General features: G+C 61.2%; 16 protein-coding genes and 2 tRNA genes. 11 read left to right on the forward strand and 7 right to left on the reverse strand.

Translation table 11 applies throughout. The annotated features are described in order from the left end of the window. Positions 1-72 precede the first annotated feature (72 nt). Positions 73-489, reverse strand: a complete 417-nt coding sequence (locus JF539_RS24390; RefSeq protein ID WP_207143393.1) for a ketosteroid isomerase-related protein — start codon at positions 487-489, stop codon at positions 73-75. Between the two features lie 412 nt (positions 490-901). Here JF539_RS24390 and JF539_RS24395 point away from each other — a divergent pair. The 8 genes from JF539_RS24395 (at position 902) to JF539_RS24430 (ending at position 8,430) form a co-directional block, all read left to right on the forward strand. Beyond that, positions 902-976 (forward strand) — tRNA-Thr (locus tag JF539_RS24395). A gap of 1 nt (position 977) precedes the next feature. Continuing rightward, positions 978-1,042, forward strand: a tRNA-Lys gene (locus tag JF539_RS24400). 408 nt (positions 1,043-1,450) lie between these two features. Beyond that, entirely contained in the window at positions 1,451-2,605 is a 1,155-nt protein-coding gene (locus JF539_RS24405; RefSeq protein ID WP_207143395.1) for a slipin family protein, read from the forward strand. A gap of 375 nt (positions 2,606-2,980) precedes the next feature. Beyond that, positions 2,981-4,459 carry an MFS transporter gene (locus JF539_RS24410; protein WP_207143397.1) on the forward strand — a complete coding sequence of 493 codons (1,479 nt, stop codon included), beginning with the start codon at positions 2,981-2,983 and terminating at the stop codon, positions 4,457-4,459. 133 nt (positions 4,460-4,592) lie between these two features. Then, positions 4,593-5,729, forward strand: a complete 1,137-nt coding sequence (locus JF539_RS24415) for a PAAR domain-containing protein (protein ID WP_207143399.1) — start codon at positions 4,593-4,595, stop codon at positions 5,727-5,729. A 19-nt stretch (positions 5,730-5,748) separates the two neighbouring features. Further along, positions 5,749-6,774, forward strand: a complete 1,026-nt coding sequence (locus JF539_RS24420; protein WP_207143401.1) for a hypothetical protein — start codon at positions 5,749-5,751, stop codon at positions 6,772-6,774. Between the two features lie 140 nt (positions 6,775-6,914). Further along, entirely contained in the window at positions 6,915-7,934 is a 1,020-nt protein-coding gene (locus JF539_RS24425; protein WP_207143403.1) for a PAAR domain-containing protein, read from the forward strand. A 55-nt stretch (positions 7,935-7,989) separates the two neighbouring features. Further along, complete coding sequence (locus JF539_RS24430; protein WP_207143405.1) at positions 7,990-8,430, forward strand: hypothetical protein; 441 nt, start codon at positions 7,990-7,992, stop codon at positions 8,428-8,430. A gap of 59 nt (positions 8,431-8,489) precedes the next feature. On the opposite strand, the gene JF539_RS24435 is transcribed toward JF539_RS24430, so the two are convergent. The 4 genes from JF539_RS24435 to JF539_RS24450 form a co-directional block, all read right to left on the reverse strand. Further along, a complete protein-coding gene (locus JF539_RS24435) occupies positions 8,490-9,620 on the reverse strand; it encodes a DUF930 domain-containing protein (RefSeq protein WP_207143407.1) in 1,131 nt (376 codons plus the stop codon). 143 nt (positions 9,621-9,763) lie between these two features. Further along, positions 9,764-11,770, reverse strand: a complete 2,007-nt coding sequence (gene rpoD, locus JF539_RS24440; protein ID WP_207143409.1) for an RNA polymerase sigma factor RpoD — start codon at positions 11,768-11,770, stop codon at positions 9,764-9,766. Positions 11,771-12,201: 431 nt separating this feature from the next. Beyond that, positions 12,202-14,136 carry a DNA primase gene (gene dnaG, locus JF539_RS24445; RefSeq protein ID WP_207143411.1) on the reverse strand — a complete coding sequence of 645 codons (1,935 nt, stop codon included), beginning with the start codon at positions 14,134-14,136 and terminating at the stop codon, positions 12,202-12,204. Between the two features lie 185 nt (positions 14,137-14,321). Continuing rightward, on the reverse strand, positions 14,322-14,816 hold the full coding sequence (locus JF539_RS24450) for a GatB/YqeY domain-containing protein (RefSeq protein ID WP_207143868.1): 495 nt from the start codon (positions 14,814-14,816) through the stop codon (positions 14,322-14,324). A 246-nt stretch (positions 14,817-15,062) separates the two neighbouring features. On the opposite strand from JF539_RS24450, the gene carA reads away from it, so the two are divergent. Continuing rightward, complete coding sequence (gene carA, locus JF539_RS24455) at positions 15,063-16,247, forward strand: glutamine-hydrolyzing carbamoyl-phosphate synthase small subunit (protein ID WP_207143413.1); 1,185 nt, start codon at positions 15,063-15,065, stop codon at positions 16,245-16,247. Between the two features lie 589 nt (positions 16,248-16,836). On the opposite strand, the gene JF539_RS24460 is transcribed toward carA, so the two are convergent. Together JF539_RS24460 and JF539_RS24465 are read right to left on the reverse strand one after the other, a co-directional pair. Next, the gene (locus tag JF539_RS24460) at positions 16,837-17,214 is read right to left on the reverse strand and encodes a MerR family transcriptional regulator (protein ID WP_209017574.1); all 378 of its coding nucleotides are present in this window, start codon (positions 17,212-17,214) and stop codon (positions 16,837-16,839) included. Between the two features lie 580 nt (positions 17,215-17,794). Continuing rightward, complete coding sequence (locus JF539_RS24465) at positions 17,795-18,331, reverse strand: hypothetical protein (RefSeq protein WP_207143931.1); 537 nt, start codon at positions 18,329-18,331, stop codon at positions 17,795-17,797. A 10-nt stretch (positions 18,332-18,341) separates the two neighbouring features. Between JF539_RS24465 and JF539_RS24470 the strand changes: the two genes are divergently transcribed. Beyond that, the gene (locus tag JF539_RS24470; protein WP_236042652.1) at positions 18,342-18,587 is read left to right on the forward strand and encodes a helix-turn-helix domain-containing protein; all 246 of its coding nucleotides are present in this window, start codon (positions 18,342-18,344) and stop codon (positions 18,585-18,587) included. A gap of 172 nt (positions 18,588-18,759) precedes the next feature. After that, positions 18,760-22,122, forward strand: coding sequence for a carbamoyl-phosphate synthase large subunit (gene carB, locus JF539_RS24475; RefSeq protein WP_207143417.1), 3,363 nt, complete (start codon positions 18,760-18,762; stop codon positions 22,120-22,122). The last annotated feature ends 14 nt before the right edge of the window (positions 22,123-22,136 follow it).

The following is a 22,136-nucleotide window of genomic DNA, read 5'->3' on the forward strand; positions in this document are numbered from 1 at the left end:
CCTTTTGTAATGTCCAGATAGCCTGTCAACCAGAGGACCTGACTGAAACGTGAAGACGAAACGCGTCTCGGCTCACGCCTCTCCCTTCACCTGGTCGATCCAGTTCTGAAGGTTGTAATAGGTGGTGATCCTGGCGATCTTGCCGTCCCGGATCTCGAAGAAACTTCCGGCCGGCAGCGTGTAGGTCTGGCCTTGAGCCTCCGGCAGGCCCTCATCGGTATCGATATAGGTTCCGTGAACCACGAACTCCGCCGCCGCGCGCGTGCCATCCTCGGTCACCAAGAGAACGATGTCGGAAAGCCTCTCCTTGTAACAGCGGCTCATGTGAACGTTGAAGGACCAGAACTTGTCCTTTCCGACACGCCGCTCGCCCTGATTGACATCGTGGACGAGATCCTCCGTGACGAGGCTTTCCATCTTCTTGGTATCGCCCGCGTTGAAGGCGGCGAAATAGGTATCGATCAGAAACCGGGACTGCTTGTTGGGCATGTGACCTCGCTGGATCGACGGGGGCTCAATCGGACCGACCGGGCATCCGTTGATCGATGCTCTGGGAAAACAAATCGATGGGAGTTTGCCTCCACCGCTTTGCGGGCGCAAGGGCCAGATAACACTGCGGTTTACCGACTTTCACCAAAACCGGTTGAAAACGGGAAAACGCCTTCACCTTGCATCGACGCAAAAAGTTAAGTTGTAATTTTGCAACATAAAGTTACTCAAAAGCAACAAATATCCATTGTGATGTGATTGCCAGTTGAAAGCCCGCTCTGTTTGGCGTTATCAGTCTGCCTCCGATCACCGCACCGGCGCAGACATCAACGGTTCGGCTGTTTGTTTGCCGCCCGCATGGTCCGGCTCTGCCGCTTCATGTTCGGATGCTGCCTCGGAAGATCGGATATTCGCGCTTGAAGTTCAACGGTTGAACAGCGGGCCTGTAACCCGTTAGCAACAGGTTCGACTCCTGTCTTGCGCTCCATGGATAGCTCAATGGGTAGAGCATCGGACATTTAATCCGAGGGTCGCGGGTTCGATCCCCGCTCCAAACCGGTCTTGAAAACCGGACTGGCCTGATGCGCCACCAGCTTACCACGGCTGTACCATTCGCGGGACCCGGGAAGAGCTTGCGGAGACGGGCTGCGCCGTCATCTCCTTCGGGCGGGACGGACGGCCGGTCGATGCCAGGGATTTCCGCCCGGCTGCCGGTCAAGGTGGCGCCGCGAACCTGCCGGAACCGCCTGTTTTCGAACGGGCGTGCCCCGCGGGTCCGCCGCAAGGCCCTCTGGCTGGAAGCCCGTCGGGAGACCTCGTGCTCTCCCCGGGTCTCCGCATTGATTTTTGTTTTTCGCCCCGGACGTTCGAGTTCGAACCGCCGGATATTTTGAACCTCTAACCAAGATCAACCTGACGAAAGGACAACCAGGTGCCTTAGCGCTATGGAAGGAATATCGAAATGACGACTTTTCTCGACAAGATCCGCGGGCAAACCCGCGTGGTGATTTCTGAAACCGAACGGGCGCTCCACCTGTGCAAGGGGGAGCTTAAGGGTATTCTCGAACCCGGGGAGCACAGCCTGAAAAACGGCCGCGGCACCCTGGTGATCGAGCGTCATGCCCTGGGCGCGCCGCAGTTCCGGTCTGCCTACGAGAAGGCGCTTTTCGACAAGCTTCCCGAAGTCGCGGAAAAGCACCTGACGGTTGTGCGGACCGGCCCCGGCGAAGTGGCTGTTGTGGAACGGGACAACCGGATCCACACGGTGCTCGGCCCCGACGAGCGGCTGGTCCTGTGGACAGATGCCGGGCCCTGGGACTGGACCCTGGTCGATACGGCGGCCGAACCGGAACTGCCGCGGAAGCTGATGCAACGGCTGGGCGATGCCAGGCAGACGCAGCAGTTCACGGTCGTCCCGGTTACGGACGGCAGCGTGGCCCTGCTCTTCATGGACGGTGTGCTTGCGAAGGTTCTTGAGCCCGGCGTGCATGCCTTCTGGAAGGCGGGCCGGACGGTGACGCAGAAGCTCATCGACCTGAAGCGCCAGGCGCTCGACGTCACCGGGCAGGAAGTCCTGACCCTCGACCGTGTCACGATCCGGATCAACCTGTCCGCGGACTACCGCGTGACCGATCCGGTGAAGGCCGCGACCGAGGTCAAGGACTTCACCGACACGCTCTACCGGGCGCTGCAGCTTGTGTTCCGCAAGCAGCTCGGCGCGCTGAAGCTCGACCAGATCCTGGAAAGGAAGGGCGAGGTCAACGCGGAAGCCGCCGGTAAGATCAGGGCCGACATGGCCGGGATCGGTGTCGAGGTCTCCGATATCGTTCTGAAGGACGTGATCCTTCCGGGCGAAATGCGCGAGATCCTCAACAAGGTGGTGACGGCGGAAAAGGAAGCCGAAGCCAACGTGATCCGACGGCGGGAAGAAACGAACGCGACGCGTTCCCTTCTGAACACCGCCAGGGTCATGGCCGAAAACCCGGTCATGCTCCGGCTGAAGGAGCTCGAAGCGCTCGAAGCAATCGCCGCCAGGGTGGACCGGCTCACGGTCCACAACGGAACCGGCGGCCTGATGAACGACCTCGTCAAGCTGCGCGACGACAGCGCGGCCTGAGGCAAAAGACGGACGGCGCGGGGCGATCCGCGCCGTTTCAGTTTCGGACGGTTAACCACTCCTCAGACCGTCATTCCGGACCAGTGCAGCGCAAGCTGCCCGCCAGTCCGGAATGACAATCGAGGGTTCGTTGGAGTTTGGCAGCTCAGCGCAAGCCGCACCGGTTCTTGTTCGAAAGACCTTGGCCGAAGCCTGGCACCACAAGCTCTCCATTGTCGTCCCGGATTGACGCGCACGCGGCAAGACCGGGACCCAGTACTCCCTGTCGCCAGCCGGGACCCAACGAAGCCACCGCCACGAATAAAAAAACATTTCCCTTTCTTTATCCTCCAATCCCGGCTATAGATATTGGACACTCACTCATTCGAGCCTCCCATGTCCGTACCCTCGTCCAACCAGGCCGAAGCCCCGAAGCCGGCCAGTGCTGCGCTCTTTTCCGCGGAGCGCGCCGCCGGCACGCTGGCGCTTCTGCTGGGCGTCGGCTCGCATGCGATCAACGAGTTCGTCGCGACCGCCGTGCTGCCCGACATCATCCGTGATCTCGGCGGGCAGGACCGGGCATTCTGGGTGTTCAGCTCGTTTGAGATGATGGCCATCCTGGCGGGCTGCCTGACCGGCGCCGTCAAGGCGCGCTTCGGGCCCCGGACGCCCTTTCTGCTGGCCACCGGGCTGCTCGCCTCCGGTTCGGCGCTCGCGGGCCTGAGCCCGTCCCTGGAGGGTCTGATCGCCGGGCGGACATTGCAGGGCTTCGGCGAAGGCATGATCATCGCGCTCTGCTACGCCCTGATCCCGGACCTTTTTCCAAGCAATGTCGCGCCCCGGGTCTTCGCGCTGCTTGCCGGTGTCTGGGCGCTGGCGGCCGGCATCGGCCCGGTCTCCGCAGGCGCGCTGACCGAGCTGTGGTCCTGGCGGGCCGCCTTCCTGATCAACATTCCCCTGACCGTGCTGCTGTTTCTCCTGATCAACAGCGCCCTGCCCGGCCGCCCCCAATCCAGGCCGGTTCCAGCCGTAGGTCAGGCGCAGGGACCCTCCACCCGCCTGAGCCCCCGGCTGATCCTGCGCCTGGCGCTTCTGGCGCTCAGCGTTTTTCTGCTGACGGTGATCGGTGAAATTCACGCGCCGCTGCCGCTGGCGGCAACGGTTCTGGGCGGGGTCGTGACCGCAGGCGTGCTGTTGAAGATCGATGCCGCCAGCAGAAGACGTCTCTTTCCAAGCCAGGGCTTCCGTCCGCACACGCTGATCGGCCTCGGCACCTGGATCGTCCTGTTCCTGTCCGTTTCAACCGCCGTGCGCGCCGTTTTCGTCACCACGTTCGGACAGGTCTACTGGGGCCTGAGCGTCACGCAGGCAAGCCTGGTCACCGCCGCCCTCTCCGTGTCCTGGTCTGTCTTCGCCCTGCTGGCGTCGCGCGCGCCGTCGAAAGCCCGCGAGCACCTCTACCTGGCCCTCGGCCCGTTTGTCATCGTCTCCGGTCTGACGACGACGGCGCTTGCCGTTCAGGCCAGCTCCCTGCCCCTGTTCGTCTTCGCGGCCGTCATCACCGGCGCGGGACACGGGCTCTGCAATCAGATCCTGTTGCGCTCGCTCATGTACAGCGCCGACGGCGAGGAACAGACTCTCGTCTCCAGCATCCTGCCCGCCATCGCATCCGCAGGCGTTGCCATCGGCGGCGGCATCACCGGTCTGATCGCCGTCTTCACCGGACTGATCCCGGCCGAAAACGCCAGCCTCGTCACCCGCGAGGCCATCGCTGTGTCGGGCGCAAGCGTGTTTTTCATCGGCGCGGCGCTGACGCTGGTTCCCGCCGCCGCGACCCTCGTCCTGCGCTGCTGGCTGATCCGCGCGGAAACCTGACCCTCCAGGGACATCCGCATGCCGGTTGCCGATTCTCCTTGCAGCAGCAAAGAGTTGAAGGCCGCCCAAGAGCGTTGACTTCGGATATTGCCTGGCCGAAACTCGCCCCGTTTTCAACAAATGCGATGTTTTTATGAAGTTTCCCGCCGCCCGACTGACCGACATGCATACCTGCCCCATGTGCATGGGCGTACCTGCCCCGATCGTCTGGAAAGGGGCCTATACCGTACTGACCGGGAAGATGCCCCAGGCACGGATCACGGACATGTGCGTTTGCGTCGGCCCGCCGCCGCCGATCGCGGGCGATCCGATCATCACCGGCGCCTGGAATGTTCTTGTCGAAAAACTGCCCGCCGCCCGCATGACCGACCTGACGGCGAAAGGCGGTGCGATCGTCACGGGTTTTCCGACCGTTCTGATCGGCACGGCCGGGGGCGGAGCTGGTGGAGGCGGAGGTGGTGCCGGCGGCGGAGGCGGTGCACCCGTCAGCCTGTTCGATCTGCTGGCGAACTTGGTGGCCGATTTCCTCTCCACGGTCTTTGCCGCCCAGCGCACGCTCTTCAAGGACGGCTTCGACAAGGCCTATGCCGAATCCGCGGACAAGCTGAACAAGTTCCTGTTTGCCGAGGGCTCCCTTGAAGTCGAACGGGAAGGCCTGCTCGGACGTGTCATGGCCAAGTTCGATGCCGGCCTCGCCAAGTGGGACGTGTCCGGACACTTCTTCGACGCCTTTCCCTATATCGGCGGCTACACTAAGGGCGACATTCTCAGGGTACAGGCCAAGGACGAACTCGGCGGCGTTTACGGTGGCGGGCACAGCATCGGCGTCAAGGGCACGGGCGCGACGGCCGGCGGCGGTTTTTTCATCGGCGACGATGAAAACAACCCGTGGTATGAACTCGGCGTCCAGGGCGCCGCGGGACAGGCGGAAGCATCGGCCGAAGCGCTTGTCGGCTATGACGGACGGCGCGCGGGTGTCGCAGTGGGCGCCAAGGCGGCGGCCGACGGCCTTGCCGGCGACGTGGTCAATGAGGTCAATATTCCGATCCCCTTCACGGACTACTCCGTCGGCATGCGCGGAAAGGTCGGCGTTTCAGGCTACTCATTGGGGGGAGAAGGCCGGGGATATGGATTTTACGACACGGATACCGAAAGGGCGCATGCGGGCCTCTCTGGCGGGATTGACGCAGGCGCTGGTCTTGGCGGTTCTATCGATTTCAGTTTCGGCAAGCGCTACAAGGACCGAAACCGCGACAGCGCAGGCTTCTAGCGCAACGGATACGGCTCGAATGCAATACGATCGAAAAATCGCCGGCAACTTGCCCCAGTCCAGCTTTCAGCGGGGCTACGGTCAGTTCCAGTACAAGAACAGCATCCAGTCCCTGTTCGACTTCACCGTCCGGCTGCCGGACAACTGGACGGCCTTCCCCGTTGTAGACAAGGTTCCGGTGGAACAGGCACCCGTCACTGTCCTGATGACCGCCCATGGCGCCGACGAAAAGGTCGAATTCATCGTCTGGGGTGTCCTGTTGGGCCGAGAGATCAATCCCATCGACTGGATGGACGGCTGGCTCCGCAGCCAAAGCCTTCGCGCCCTCGATATCCAGGCGCGCAAGTCATCCTACGGCGTTCTGGCGGATGTGCTGGCGACCGGTTCAAGCAAGGATGGCGTCACACTCCACAGGTTTGCGACAATCAAGGACGGAAACCGGCTGTTCCTTCTGGAAATGCGTTCACCCGCCACGCCGACCGAAACGGCCCGGCACATGCAGACGGTCTTCTTTGGAGCCTTGACCGGCTTCAGCCTTAAAAATCCGACCAATGAGCGTTTCGCCGAAGCCTTCGCTTTTGAGCAACTTGGCGGAGCGAGCCCGCTTCAGGTCGCGGTGGCGGGAAGCTGGCAGAAACGGGTCTCGGACAACGCTCCGGATGGCGGGGCGGCGCTTCAGCTCGACAACAGCGCGGATGGCACGTCACTCGGCACGATCTTCATCGTCACCTCTCCCGTCGCCGGAGACGAAGCAGCCCTGGAAGAAGTGACCCTTGAAAACCTCGCGGCAAACGGAATTTCCCTGGTTCCGGACAGCGGCGCCTTCGGCATTGTCAAGGGAACGCCGCTTCCAAGCAAGCTGGCCCGGATCGACGCCAAACGCGGCCATCTCGGCCTCGAAGCGACCTTGCTGCGCGCGGGCTCTGCGGACGTCTCCGTCTCGGCACTGCTTCTCTCACCTGCCCGCGAAACGAACTTCGAAGCCTGGGCGATCAATCGCAGGGCCTTCGAAATCGTCGTGGAGTCGCTGCAGCCGCTGCGCTAGGGCACGGACCTGGGAGCCGCCGCAACGACTGCATGCACGTCGTTGCGAAAGCACAACCGTCCAAAGTGTGACGTGACGACATTGACTTGAATTACCGCCAGACGGACAATTCTGCCGTTTTCAACAAGTGCGGTGTTCTCATGTCATTTCCCGCTGCCCGGCTGACCGATATGCATACCTGCCCCATGTGCATGGGGGTGCCTGCCCCGATCGTCTGGAAAGGGGCCTATACCGTTCTCACCGGAAAGATGCCCCAGGCGCGTGTCACGGACATGTGCGTCTGCGTCGGCCCGCCACCGCCGATGGGAGGCGATCCGATCATCACCGGCGCCTGGAACGTCCTTGTTGAAAAACTGCCCGCCGCCCGCTTGACCGACCTGACGGCGAAGGGGGGCGCGATCGTCACGGGCTTTCCGACCGTTCTGATCGGCATGGCCGGTGGCGGAGGTGGTGGCGGAGCCGCCGCGGGGGCCGGCGGCGGCGCAGGCGGTGCTGGAGGCGCGGCGGGAGCCGGTGCCGCCGCGGGTGGTGCCGCGGGTGGCACTGCGGCCGGAGCAGGTGCCGCTGCGGCGCCTCCCTTTGTCACGACGGGCCTCAGCGCCGAAGTAGACGAAATGGTGAACATGTCTCCGAGCCTCAGCTCCAAGCTCGACGAGCTTTTCGCGGACGGTTGGTCCATCGAAACACGAGACGGAGGCGGATCGGCGACAAACCACACGGAAAAAACAATGTTCATCGACACCGGAGACGGAAGAAGCGCCGAGGATCAGGTTCGCAGTCTTTCCCACGAAGCAGGCCACGCTGCTTACGGCGAGGCGCCTTATGTTCCCACGACAGGGTTGTCCCGCGACGAATATGTTGAAGCAAACAGCAGGGAGCAATCGAAGAGCGAAGGCGAAGCGACGCTGTCAAATATCGAGACACGGGATGAAATCCTGGAAAACGGCGGGCCCGATATCGGCATCTCGGGCAATCCCGACAATCACGCCGGCTACGAAAGCGCCTATGAAGACTATGAGCGAACCGGAGACAGAGATACCGCAAGGGAGGAAATCGGCGACACTTACCTCGACGGCGAGACCACCAGCACCACTCATGAATCTTACCGGGACTTCTACGAAAGACAGTACGGTGAGCACTATGACAACACGACGGAATAAAACCTGTCCCAGGATCCTTGCATTCCCGATACTTCTTTCGATATGCGGAGCAGCCATGGCCACGACTTCATTTCAAGATCTTCGCAAGACCGTCGAGACGGTCGCTTTGGAAAAGACGCTCGACCCCACCCGTCTCGGCATGGTGCTGGGCGGTGAATTCGCGCCGACGGAAAAGGCGACCGCCTACCACCAGACCTATCGCGGACGGATGACCCCCGCCTCGCTGTTTTCCTCTTGTGAATTGCGCTTTCCAAAGTCCGCCAGGGCGACAAGCGGCCTGGTGATCTGCCAGCTCGCCGAAACCCGACAGATTGGCCGGGACGAGGTGGAGACCGCCTACAAAGGCCACTTGACCTTCGATCCCGCCTCCCCGCGCGCGCCCGAAAACAGCCCGTCCTATCTCTCGGTCACCGACGGCAAGACCAAGATAAGCTTCGGCTTTCCCGGCAACGGTGACAAGGCATCCGTCGTCGTCATCGATATGAAGACCCGGTAACGTCCACCAATACGAACGGAAACCCGGTCTCCGGTGGTTCGTTCACTCCGCCGGTTCGTTCAGCGGTCAAGTTGCCCGATCCTGAAGGAAAACTGTTCGACCCGCATCACATCGGCATCCGTAACGCAGCGATAGGATACCTTGAACCATTGTCCGAGGCTCCGGAACGGCAGATCGTGTGTTTCGAGCACGTTCCCCGAGGGGCGTCGCCGCACGCGAGGCAGCGCATCAGGCGGAACTGCGCTGACCGCCGTGATTTGGGCATTGAGTTCAGTCGTACAAAGCTCAACAAGCCGCTCGCCCGGTGTCATGTTCAAAACGGCAGTCCGGAAGCGCGGGTCCTCCAGACTTCTGCTGGAAAAAAGTTCCCGCGCCGGCAACAGATCTGTACGCCGCGGCGCGCTGCCGGTGGTCGCAGCCGCTTGAGACGCGGCGGATGTACGCGGCGTCGCCGGCTTGGGCGCGGGCGTCGCATCTGTCACGATCCGGCCGACGGTGCCGAAGCTTTCGGCCGGCAATTCACCATCCTCGGACGGTGGCGGCGCTGCCTCCCCGGCGAGGTTTTCCTCTTCGTTCTCCGCCGGCTGGTCTTCCGTCACTTGCTCCTCGGTCGCCTGCTCCTCGGTCGCCTGCTCTTCGCTGTCCGTCGTTTCGGCCTCTTGGGGTTCTTCCGAGGATTCCGCCTCTTCGGTATCCTCAGTACCTTCCGTCTCTTCCGTCTCGGCGACAGCGTCCTCAAGCTCCTCCGGGGCGTCCTCCTCAGGGGCCTCCTCCTCGGCGGCTTCCGTCTCAGGCGGCTCCTCGGCTGTGTCCTCAGTCGGTTCGCCTTGCTCTGCCTCCTGCGGGGCGGTGTCTTCCTCGCCGAATTCTTCTACGGGCTGCAGCACCGCAACCTCGGATGGCTGTTCGGCCACTTCGGCCTGCTCCTCAGGGGCCGGAGGTGGCGGAGGTGGAACCGGTGCCTCCTCGGCAGGCGGCTCCTCGGGCTCGGGCTCCTGCTCCTCCTCCGCGGCAGGGGGCTCTTCCTCCGGCGGCGGCACAAGTTCCACCTCGACCGCGTCTTGCAGCCGCTGCGTTTCGTACCCGCTGACCTTCTCCATCAGCATGACGCCGGCAAGAACATGCAGCGCCAGCGAGACCGCCAGGCCCAGCACCAGAAATCGCCGATCTTCCAGGCTCGCTTCATCCATCGGCCTGTCCATATCCGCGATTATGGCCAAAATGATGCTCCGCAGTGGAAATGGGCGATCAAATTACGATCTCGGACTTTTCATGAAAAAACCCGGCCTTTTGCCGGGTTTTCGATTTGCGGTGAAGTCTGCCGGCCGGACGCTTAGCTGTCCAGGAAGGACCGCAGTTTGCGCGAGCGGCTCGGATGCTTCAGCTTCCTGAGCGCCTTCGCCTCGATCTGGCGGATACGCTCGCGGGTCACCGAGAACTGCTGGCCGACTTCCTCCAGCGTGTGGTCGGTGTTCATACCGATACCGAAGCGCATCCGGAGAACGCGCTCTTCGCGCGGCGTCAACGAGGCCAGGACCCGCGTCGTGGTTTCGCGCAGGTTCGACTGGATGGCCGCATCGATCGGCAGAACCGCGTTCTTGTCCTCGATGAAATCGCCGAGGTGCGAATCTTCCTCGTCACCGATCGGCGTCTCGAGAGAAATCGGCTCCTTGGCGATCTTCAGGACCTTGCGGACCTTTTCCAGCGGCATCTGCAGCTTCTCGGCGAGTTCCTCCGGTGTCGGCTCGCGGCCGATTTCATGCAGCATCTGACGCGAGGTCCGCACGATCTTGTTGATCGTCTCGATCATGTGGACCGGAATACGGATGGTCCGTGCCTGGTCGGCGATCGAGCGGGTGATCGCCTGCCGGATCCACCATGTCGCATAGGTGGAGAACTTGTAACCGCGCCGGTACTCGAACTTGTCCACCGCCTTCATCAGGCCGATATTACCTTCCTGGATGAGATCCAGGAACTGCAGACCTCGGTTGGTGTATTTCTTGGCGATGGAAATCACGAGACGCAGGTTTGCCTCGACCATTTCCTTCTTTGCGATGCGGGCTTCGCGCTCGCCCTTCTGCACCATCGCCACGATGCGGCGGAACTCGGTGATTTCGAGGCCTGTCTCCGTTGCCAGCGTCTGGATGTCCTGACGCAGTTCGCGGACGGTCTCTTTTTCCTTGGCGATGAAGTTTTTCCAGCCGCGGGTCGACAGGTTCGCAACCTTGCGCAGCCAGTTCGGGTCGAGTTCCGCGCCCTGATACTGTTTCAGGAAGTCGTGACGGTCGACATTGTAGCTGTCGGCCAGACGCAGGAGACGGCCTTCGTAGCCCATCAGGCGCTTGTTGATGTCGTAGAGCTGGGCAACCAGGGCGTCGATACGGTTCTGATTGAGCGACAGGCTCTTCACATCGACAATGATGTCTTCCTTGAGCTTCTTGTAGCGGCGCTCCTGGCTCGGCGACAGGGTCTTGTTGGCCAGCTTGTTCTCGACGAGCTGATCCTGCAGACGGCGCAGCTTCTTGTAGTTGTCGGCGATGTTGTCGAAGGTCTCCAGGACACCCGGCTTCAGCTCGGCTTCCATGGCGGACAGGGAGACGTTGGACTCGAACTCGTCCTCGTCCTCATCGTTCTCACCTTCGCCCTCTTCACTGTTCTCGGTCTCTTCGGAGACGCCCGACGGCGCGGCGTTTTCGGTCGCAGCGGCGCCTTCTCCCGGAGCGACGTCGTCGTTGGCAACGGCCGGCCCCGCCTTGGCATCCGGCCCCGCATAGGTCGCTTCCAGATCGATGATATCGCGCAGAAGCACCTGAGCTTCGTTGAGCTCGTCGCGCCAGATGATGATCGCCTGGAAGGTCAGCGGGCTTTCGCACAGACCCGCGATCATCGCCTCGCGGCCGGCTTCGATGCGCTTGGCGATCGCGATTTCGCCTTCACGCGACAGAAGCTCCACCGAGCCCATTTCACGCAGGTACATGCGCACGGGATCGTCCGTACGGTCGGCGGGCTCCTTGGTGTTGCCCGTCTTGGCAACGGCAGTCGGGCTTGCAGTCACCAGTTCGCCGCCGTCGACCTCCTCCGGGCCGTCCTCGGCATCATCGGAATCGATCACATTGATGCCCATATCGGAGAGCATGGACATGGTGTCTTCGATCTTTTCCGAAGACACTTGCTCCGAGGGCAGAACTTCGTTCAGCTCGTCATAGGTGACATAACCGCGCTTCTTGGCGGCTTTGATCATTTTCTTGACCGCAGCATCCGACAAGTCCAGCAGCGGGCCGTCCGGACCTTCGGCGCTGGTTTCCTGGTTGTCGTCTGCTTGTGTCGCTTTGGCTACCATATCGTGCTCCAGTTCGTGGCCGTTCTGGCCACGCAGCGCCCATCACTTGGCTTCGACCCAATCCGCCTCAACGCGCCGGCAGCGAGGTGCGGCGGCGTCCGAAAGAATCAGTTAGATTAGGTTTGTAAGCCGTGTCCCTTAAGTCCCAATTAACCGTACGCTTTTCGACATTGAGATTTTTCAGTATCGGCAAAGCAATCGGCCTTTTCACGCGGCATTCGCCGAAACGGATGCAGCATCGGTGTTCAAACGGGTTGCAGCGGATCTCTAGACTATTTGCCGCAGGCAGGCTTTGACAGCGCGGCTCATGAAGGCTGCAAAACTCCTATTTAGCTCGGCGGACGGGATTCGCAAGTCTGATTCGACCACCGTCAATGGGAAAATGCGCTTTTTAACGACTCCTATGTGGCGAAAATCACACTTGGCCTCTCTCAATGGACGACGGCGGCCGCGGGCGGTGCCGAGCGGATCTTTTTCGCCCGCTCGGCGAGCTCGGCTTCTTCCCTGGCGCATTCCTCGCGCCGGCGGCTCAAATCCTGGGAAAGCGCCTGAATCCGCTGCCACGAATGCTCGTCCAGTTGGTCGTCCGAGGTGGAAAGCTCGCCCGACAGCTCGTCCTCCAGGGCATTCAGTTCCAAGACATCGAGGAAATGCAGAAACGCCGCCTCGACAAAGTCTTCCGGCGGATTCGATTTCAACAGCGGGAACCGGTGATTCAGGAGCGAAAAAACCGCTCCGTGCTTCTGCTGCTGAAAACCGATCGTCTCAAGCATCATCTCATACATGAGATCCCTGAGTGGCTCGTCGTAATCGCTCGTCAGATCGGCGACCGGCGTCGCCTCGATTTGATCGATGATCCTGCAGATGACATCCCTGAAACGGCTGTGGAGTTCATTCTCGAACGGAAGACGGGCAAGGCGTTCGTAGTAGCGGTCCAGCAAGTGCGGAAACCGCATGCACAGGCCCAGCACCAGGCGTTCGTTTCCGAAGTCGTCGCTTTCGGATACGCCTTCCCGGGGCTTGCCGAAGGACTGGGATTCCGCTTGATCCTTTTTTCCCTGCCGCCGGTTCTGCCGCGCCTGTTCGAAAAACAGGTTCGACAGCTTGAACTTCAAATCGAGCTGATAGCGGCGGCGAACCCGCTCGTCGCGGATCGTGCCGATCAGGTCGTCGAAGCGTTTTTCCAGGGCTGCCTTGCGTTCCGGCGTGTCGAGCCGGGCGACGGAAATCTCCCGGTCCCAGACGACGTCGAACAGCGCCTGCGCCGCTCCGGTCTGTTCCGCGAACCCCTCCAGGCCGCGCTGCTTGATCAGGTCGTCCGGATCCATGCCGTCGGGCAGAAAACAGAACTGGAAGGAATAGCCGCTCCTGAGGACCGGAAAGATCCGGTCGATCGCCCGGTGCGCGGCGGAAACGCCGGCCGCATCGCCATCGAAGCAGATCACGGGCTCCGGCGCGAACTTCCACAAGCGCAGAATCTGATCTTCCGTGAACGCGGTTCCGAGCGAAGCGACCACATTCGGTAGCCCCGCCTGAAAGAGCGCGATCGCGTCGAGATAGCCTTCCACCACGACCGCTTCGCTCGCCTTGAAGGCGGATTCGCGCGCCCGGTGCGCGTTGAACAGCATGGCACCCTTGTGAAACAGCGGCGTTTCCGGAGAATTCAGGTATTTCGGCTGCCCGTCCGGCAGCAGCGTCCGACCGCCGAAGGCCACCACGCGCCCGCGTTCGTCCTGGATCGGGATCATCAGCCTGCCGCGGAACCGGTCATAGCCGGGCCGGCCGTCGTCCGGCCTGATGACCAGTCCGGCCTCGATCATAGCCGCTTCCGGCACCTCCCTCGCGGCGAGGTAACTTTTCAGGCCATCCCGGCTGTCGGGGGCAAAGCCGAACCGGAACTCCCGAAGCGTTTCTGCCGACAAGCCCCGTTTTTGCGCATAGGCCCGCGCTTCGCCGCCGCGCGGTCCGGCGAATTCGCCCTGAAAGAACTGCGCCGCCATTTCGCAGATATCGGCCAGCCCGGCGCGCTTTTTCTCGCGCCTTGCCGCTTGCGGGTCGGGTGCCGGCAGAGCGACCCCTGCCTGCTCCGCCAGCCGCTCCACCGCCTCCGGAAAGCTGAGGCCCTCCGTTTCGCACAGGAACGTGAAATGATCGCCGGACGCCCCGCAGCCGAAGCATTTGTAGCGATTGCGACGGTCGTCGACATGGAAGCTCGGACTCTTTTCCTGATGAAACGGGCAGCAGGCCCAGTAATCTCCCTTGCCCGGCTGTGTCTTGCGGCGATCCCAGGTGACCCGCCGTCCGACGAGGTCCGACAGGGTCAGCCGCGTGCGGATTTCATCGAGGAGCCGGTTGTCGAAACGCATGGCGGCGGACTGTTCCGTCTGTTGCAGGAAAACAAAACGCGCCCACTCCCGGGGGAGCCGGCGTGAAGATCTGGTAAAATAGTGGTTTGCACCGAAGCGCGCCAGTGGGTCAGGCCAGGCCGGTCCCAAAATCCGAGCGCCTCCGGAAGACCCGTTGAAAGGTCAGGAGGACAATCGCCGCGGTTTCAGCCCGCGTCCCCCTCTCTCGCCTCGCCGTTGCCGTTACCGTTGGCGCGCAGAATATCCTTCACGAAACAGGACGCCTTGACGAAATCCATCTGCCCCGGATAGCGGGATTTCAACTCGCTCATGCAGCGGCCGATATCGCGCAGCCCGTGCGCGTCGATCTCCCGGACCGTCTTCTCGCAGATTTCCTTGGTTTCCTCGGCGCCGAGCTGCGCGGGGAGAAATTCCCGGATGATATCCTGCTCCTCACGCTCCTGCTCAGCCAGATCCAACTGCCCGCTGCTTTCGAACTCGCTGGCGGATGTCTCCCGTTGCCGGACCATTTTCTGGAGGATATCGATCACGTCGTTCTCGTCGACGCCGTCCTTGCCGTTGTCCCGGGCAGCCGCTTCGCGGTCCTTTACAGCCGTCTGCACAAGGCGGAGTGTCGCGCATCGGCGTTTGTCGCCCTCGTCCCGCGCCAACTTCAACGCAGTGTTAATCCTGTCGCGCATGGCTTCGCTCATGGTTTGTCCCGCCCCTGCCGTTCCGAGTCCCGCGGCTGAATGACCTCCGCACGCATTTCCCAGACAAGCCTTTGAATTTTAATGATATTTTTTCACAGGATCAATGTTGACGATCCCGGCCGCTTCCCATAGAGTCCCGCGCTTAATGCAGACGGCCTAGCGCAGGCAACTTGCCCTGCCTCAGACGCCCTTCCTGCAGCGCATGATGTCACCAACAAACTCTGGAAACAAGACATGACGACTGCAGACGCATGGTCCGAGACCCCGGCGACCGCCCTGCTTGTGCTCTCCGACGGCAGTGTGATCGAGGGACAAGGCCTCGGCGCCACAGGCCAAGCCGTTGGTGAGATTTGCTTTAATACCGCGATGACCGGATATCAGGAAATCCTGACCGATCCGTCTTACAGCGGCCAAATCATCACCTTCACATTTCCACATATCGGTAATGTCGGGACCAATGACGAGGATATCGAGACCGTCAACATGGCCGCCGACAGTGGAATCAGAGGTGTGGTGCTGGCGGCCGGAATCACGGACCCCGCCAACTACCGGGCCGCGAAGGACCTCGACGCCTGGCTGAAAAGCCGCAATATCATCGGCATCTGCGGAGTCGATACCCGGGCCCTGACGGCGCTGATCCGGGAAAAAGGCGTACCGAATGGCGTGATCGCACATTCACCCGACGGTCGATTCGACCTGGAAAGCCTGAAAACGGCGGCCGCCAACTGGCCGGGCCTCGTCGGAATGGACCTCGCCAAGGACGCATCCACCACCCAGTCGCACGCCTGGACGCAAACCACATGGAAGTGGGACAAGGGTTACGGCGACGCGGAAGGCGGCCGGTTCAAGGTCGTTGCGATCGACTTCGGCATCAAGCGCAACATCCTGCGCCTGCTCGCCGACGCCGGCTGCGAAGTGACGGTGCTGCCCGCGACCTCATCGGCGGAAGACATCCTCGCACACGCTCCGGACGGGGTGTTCCTGTCAAACGGCCCCGGCGACCCGGAAGCCACCGGAAGCTATGCCGTCGACGTCATCCGTGAGGTTGTCGGCAAGGGCATACCGACCTTCGGGATCTGTCTCGGACACCAGATGCTCGCACTCGCGCTGGGCGGCAAGACGGTCAAAATGCACCAGGGACACCACGGCGCGAACCATCCGGTCTTCGACCACACCACCGGCAAGGTCGAGATCACATCCATGAATCATGGCTTCGCCGTGGACGCGGACAGTCTTCCAGACAATGTCGACCAGACCCATGTGTCGCTGTTCGACGGATCGAACTGCGGTCTGGCGATGACGGACAAGCCGGTCTTCTCGGTTCAGTACCACCCGGAAGCCTCTCCCGGCCCGCGCGACAGCCATTACCTGTTCAAGCGTTTCACCGACCTGATGCAACGGTCGGCCGCCGAAGCCTGACGGCGGATCGCCCGTCACCGCAGGACCATGAGCCCCCGGCCAGCGAAACGCGACCGGGGTTTTTGCCCGTTTCCAGAGCGTTCAATTCGCGAAAACCGTCTTAGCACCGGCAGCGCCTGAAGCGGCCGGAAAGGCCAGGCGGCCGACGCTCCGCTTGTGCTTTGTCCCGGGTTGCAAGCTGCTGCAAAATCCGATGGGCTACCATGGTTCAAGTCCACCGGATCGGCCATGACCGATCACGCATCGAGACACGTTCAGCCGGAAGCAGAAGCAAAGCCGTCGCGTCGCGGAAATCCGAAACAAGGTCAGGAGGGTTCCAGTCATTGCGGCTGGCAAGACTCCAGCCCCGGACGCTGCGGACTTTTAGCCCGCAGTTTCCAGGTGCTTCCGACAGCTCTACGGAAGTCCCGCATGCCCGGCGGAGATCGCTGCGGCTCCTCATCGGCAAATCCTCGCAAGATGAAGCGCAAACCCAAGGCACGCGCGTCCAATACGGCGCAGGCGCCCTGTTGCAATGCAACGATCCACCCCAGCGGTTCAATCGTCCCCGATTGAACCGCCGTGATTCATGATCCGCTCAGCGGCACGATCAGGAAATCAACTGATCGAATACCGTCAGCACTTCGTCGACTTCAGCGATCTGCTCGTCCAGCATCGCCTTCTGCTCAAGGAGAAGTTCCTGCTGTTCCTTGCAGATGACGCGGAGTTCCTTGAACTGATCGTTTCTGTTGGTGTTGCTTTCCACCAACTTTATCACCCGTCGGATTTCCGCAAGCGTCAGGCCGATTTTCTTTGCCTGCAAGATGACCCTCATGCGAGAGACGTCCCTTGCGCCATAAAACCGGCGAGCTCCCTTCCGCACGGGATTGAGCAGCCCTTTTTCTTCGTAGAAGCGCAACGTCCGCAGCGTTACGTCAAACCGTTCCGACATTTCCGAGATCGCAAGAGCGCGATCGTCAATAACCATGTCTTGCCCCGGCCCTGCAATGTCCGGAACAACGACCATATTGGCAGCAACATTGTTCATAGTTTAAGCCCGATCTTGTCTTTTCTTGTTCCAAGCTCGGCAAAGTTTTGTAACGCCCCCGACTTTCTGGTCCCACCTCCAGGCAATCAGGTCCCACCGGCATCACAATCCGGACTTTCAAAGCCATCGGCATTCTGCACCCGACTCCGAAAGCCACACTCCCAAGCTCTTATGAGACTAAGCGTCTAAAGTAATACACTGTCTTGAATGTTAAAATCCACGAAAAAAATGGACTAAAAAACAATTTTCCGCAGAAGATTCATGCTACTGGAAAACTAAAGCCCACATACCCCCGAAAAAGAACACAACTTCGGATAATTAAACATAATATGACAGAGCAAAATAGTTACAAATATTAATTATCGATAATCTTACATCTATAAATATCGCTATCACGGATTCCGCTTCAGCAACAAATTTTGCTGAAATCGCAGAACCCGCGACTCGTAAAATACTTCAATACCAGCAAAATAATCATAAAAATTATTACGATCCACGGCGACGAGGCAGAAAAAACAAATTAGTTTGAAGATAAACCATTTTCCATACGAGCGTAGCGCTTCGGCGGACCGGCCTGAATTTGCACCTTTGACGGGCGCCCGCGGGGACAACGTACCTTGGAGCGCTCCACCTGCGCGGCACGCCTCTTCGTCATCCGCAGATCGGAAAACGACAGCCCCGGAGGGAAAAAGGCGCACAAAAAGTCGCACAATGTGCACTTCCTCATTGACAAGCCGACATCCAGGTTATTTTTGTCAGGCGTGAACGGATGAACTGCCGATACGGTCAGTTGCCCGTTCACAAGATTGATATGGCAGGGGAAATGACGACGGCCCTTCAGGCAGAATACGTGGAAAGGGACCACTCCCGGAACGCGCGGCTTGTGGCGGACCGTATCGGTTTTACCGAATCCGGCCGGCGTCGCGCCATTATGCGCGGTCGACAGCAGGAATAGGCCCCTTAAGGCTTTTGCGGACGACCGCCCCCTGCCCCGCATCAATCGGAACCAAGCGATCCCGGAACGAAACGAAATGCCCGAATCAAAATCAAAAGACACGAAAACCGGAATGACGCCGCAACAATTCCGGCTTTGGCGGCGAACGCTCGGACTGAAACAAAAGGACGCCGCAGACCGCCTCGGTCTGAAAAAGCGGATGATCCAGTATTACGAGAAGGGCAATCGCGACGGCCGTCCGGTGGAAATTCCGAAATCCATCCGACTTGCGTGCTATGCTCTGAGCAAGGGTATCGGCGATTTCGACGGCCAGACCACCGTCCCTCTGCCCCCCGAAACCGCTTCCGAAATCGACTGAAGCTGTGTGCCCGGCGGGAAAACATCTCTTCGTCCCTTCTGCCGGGGTTTCCTAGCGCTCCGCTTTTCCCTATAAGACGCGCTCAGCCAACATTGTCATTCACCTCAGTCCGAGCCGGACCGGTCAGCGCGAGCCGCTATCCCGGGGAGGCCGCTGCGAGCTGCGAGCCGAGATGCCAAAACGCACAGATATCTCTTCCATCCTCATCATAGGCGCCGGCCCGATTGTTATCGGACAGGCCTGCGAGTTCGACTATTCCGGGACACAGGCCTGCAAGGCACTGCGCGAAGAGGGCTACCGCATCATCCTGGTGAATTCCAATCCGGCGACGATCATGACCGACCCGGATCTCGCCGATGCGACCTACATAGAGCCCATCACCCCGGAGCTCGTCGCGAAGATCATCGAAAAGGAACGCCCGGACGCGTTGCTACCGACTATGGGCGGACAAACCGCACTCAACTGCGCCCTGGACCTTGAGCAGATGGGCGTTCTGGAAAAGTTCGGTGTCGAGATGATCGGCGCCCGCGCCGACGTGATCGAGAAAGCGGAAGACCGGGAGAAGTTCCGCGCCGCCATGGACGCAATCGGCCTGGAAAACCCGCGTGCCGCAATCGCCTCCTCCCCCGCCATTCTCGACGAGAACGGCAAGATCGCCGGCTACGACCGCAATGCGGGTTATCTCGAAGCCATGCGCGCCCTCGATGAAATCGGTCTGCCCGCCATCATCCGCCCCGCCTTCACCCTGGGCGGAACCGGCGGCGGTGTGGCTTACAACCGGGAAGAATTCGAGACCATCGCCCGGTCAGGCATCGATGCCTCCCCGGTCGGCCAGGTCCTGATCGACGAAAGCCTTCTCGGCTGGAAGGAATATGAAATGGAGGTCGTCCGCGACAAGGCGGACAACTGCATCATCATCTGTTCCATCGAAAACGTCGATCCGATGGGCGTTCACACCGGCGACAGCATCACCGTTGCCCCGGCGCTCACGCTGACCGACAAGGAATACCAGATCATGCGCGACGCCTCGATCGCCGTCCTGCGCGAGATCGGCGTCGAAACGGGCGGTTCCAACGTTCAGTTCGCGGTGAGCCCGGAAACCGGCCGTCTTGTCGTGATTGAAATGAACCCGCGTGTCTCGCGCTCCTCCGCCCTGGCCTCCAAGGCGACCGGTTTCCCGATTGCCAAGATCGCGGCGAAACTCGCTGTCGGCTACACGCTGGACGAACTGGAGAACGACATCACCGGTGGCGCCACCCCGGCGTCCTTCGAACCCACGATCGACTATGTCGTCACCAAGATCCCGCGCTTCGCCTTCGAGAAGTTCCCGGGCTCCGAGCCGACCCTGACCACCGCGATGAAATCCGTCGGCGAGGTCATGGCGATCGGCCGGACCTTCAACGAAAGCCTGCAAAAGGCCCTGCGCGGTCTGGAGACCGGCCTGAACGGCCTCGATGAGACAGATATCCCGGGTCTGGACCAGGGCGACGACAAGAACGCGTTGCGCGCCGCGGTCTCCACGCCGACGCCGACCCGCCTCCTGAATGTGGCGCAGGCCATGCGCCTTGGAATGACCGTCGACGAAGTTCACCAGGCCAGCGGCATCGATCGCTGGTTCCTGAACCAGATCGCGGACATTCTGGCCATGGAAGCCAAGGTCCGCAACATCGGCTTGCCGCAGGATGCGGGAAACCTGCGCAAGCTCAAGGCCATGGGCTTTTCCGATGCCCGGCTCGCGAGCCTGGCCGGCCTGGACGCCAAGGATGTCGTCGATCTGCGCAAAAAGCTGGATGTGCATCCGGTCTACAAGCGCATCGACACCTGCGCGGCCGAATTCGCCTCGCCCACCGCCTATATGTATTCAACCTACGAAGCCCCCTTCATGGGCAAACCGGCCTGTGAGGCCAATCCGTCGGACAAAAAGAAAGTCGTCATCCTGGGCGGCGGACCGAACCGGATCGGACAGGGTATCGAATTCGACTATTGTTGCTGCCATGCCGCCTTCGCCCTCGACGAGGTCGGCTACGAGACCGTGATGGTCAACTGCAACCCGGAAACCGTGTCCACGGACTACGACACGTCCGACCGGCTCTATTTCGAGCCGCTCACGGACGAAGACGTTCTTGAAATCATCCGCAAGGAACAGGAAAACGGCACGCTTCACGGCGTGATCGTCCAGTTCGGCGGCCAGACCCCCTTGAAACTCGCGCAGGCGCTGGTGAAAGCGGACGTCCCGATCCTCGGCACGTCGCCGGACATGATCGATCTGGCCGAAGACCGGGACCGGTTCCAGAAGCTTTTGATCAAGCTCGACCTGAAGCAGCCGGAAAACGGCATCGCCTATTCGGTCGAACAGGGTCGCCTGATCGCCGGACAGCTCGGTCTGCCGCTGGTGGTAAGGCCGTCCTACGTGCTTGGCGGCCGCGCCATGCAGATCATCCGCGACGAGGAAGCCCTCAACTCCTACCTCCTCGGCACCCTGCCGGAGCTTGTTCCCGCGGAAGTCCGGGCGAAGTATCCCAACGACAAGACCGGCCAGATCAACACGGTGCTCGGCACCAACCCTCTCCTGTTCGACCGCTATCTTGAAGGCGCGATCGAAGTGGATGTCGATGCGCTGTGCGACGGCAGGGACGTCTTCGTCTGCGGCATCATGGAGCATATCGAGGAAGCCGGCATCCATTCCGGCGACAGCGCCTGCTCCCTGCCGCCCTTCTCCCTGACCGAAGACATGATCTCCGAACTCAAGCGGCAGACGGAAGCTCTCGCTCTGGCCCTGGAGGTCGGCGGCCTGATGAACGTGCAATACGCGATCAAGGACGGTGAGATCTACGTTCTCGAAGTCAACCCGCGCGCGTCGCGCACCGTGCCCTTCGTCGCCAAGACCATCGGCGACCCGGTCGCCAAGATCGCCAGCCGCGTCATGGCCGGCGAAAGCCTTGCCTCATTCGGCCTCAGCGAGAAAACGCTGAACCATATCGCGGTCAAGGAAGCCGTGTTCCCCTTCGCCCGGTTCCCGGGCGTGGACACGATCCTCGGGCCGGAGATGCGCTCCACCGGCGAGGTCATGGGCCTGGACACGGCATTCGGCAAGGCTTTCGCCAAGTCGCAGATCGGTTGCGGCACCGGCGTTCCCGACCGGGGAACGGTGTTCGTCTCCATGCGCGATCAGGACAAGGCCGGTGTGGTCGAGGCCGTCCGCCAGCTCGAGGCGGCCGGGTTCTCGATCATCGCGACCGGCGGCACCCAGGAATATCTTGAGAACAGCGGCATTGCGGTCAAGAAGATCAATAAGGTCCTCGAGGGACGCCCGCATATCGTCGACGCGGTCAAGAACGGCGAGGTCCAGCTCGTCTTCAACACCACCGAAGGCGCGCAGGCGATCGCCGACAGCCGGTCGATGCGCCGGGCCGCTCTCCTCAACAAGGTTCCCTATTACACCACCCTTGCAGGTTCGGTTGCCGCCGCCAAAGGTATCGTCGCCCATAAAGCGGGGAGCCTTGAAGTAAGACCTTTGCAATCCTACTTCGGCTAAGGCTATTATACTCC

Source organism: Roseibium aggregatum (assembly GCF_017309185.1).
Taxonomy (GTDB): domain Bacteria; phylum Pseudomonadota; class Alphaproteobacteria; order Rhizobiales; family Stappiaceae; genus Roseibium; species Roseibium aggregatum_B.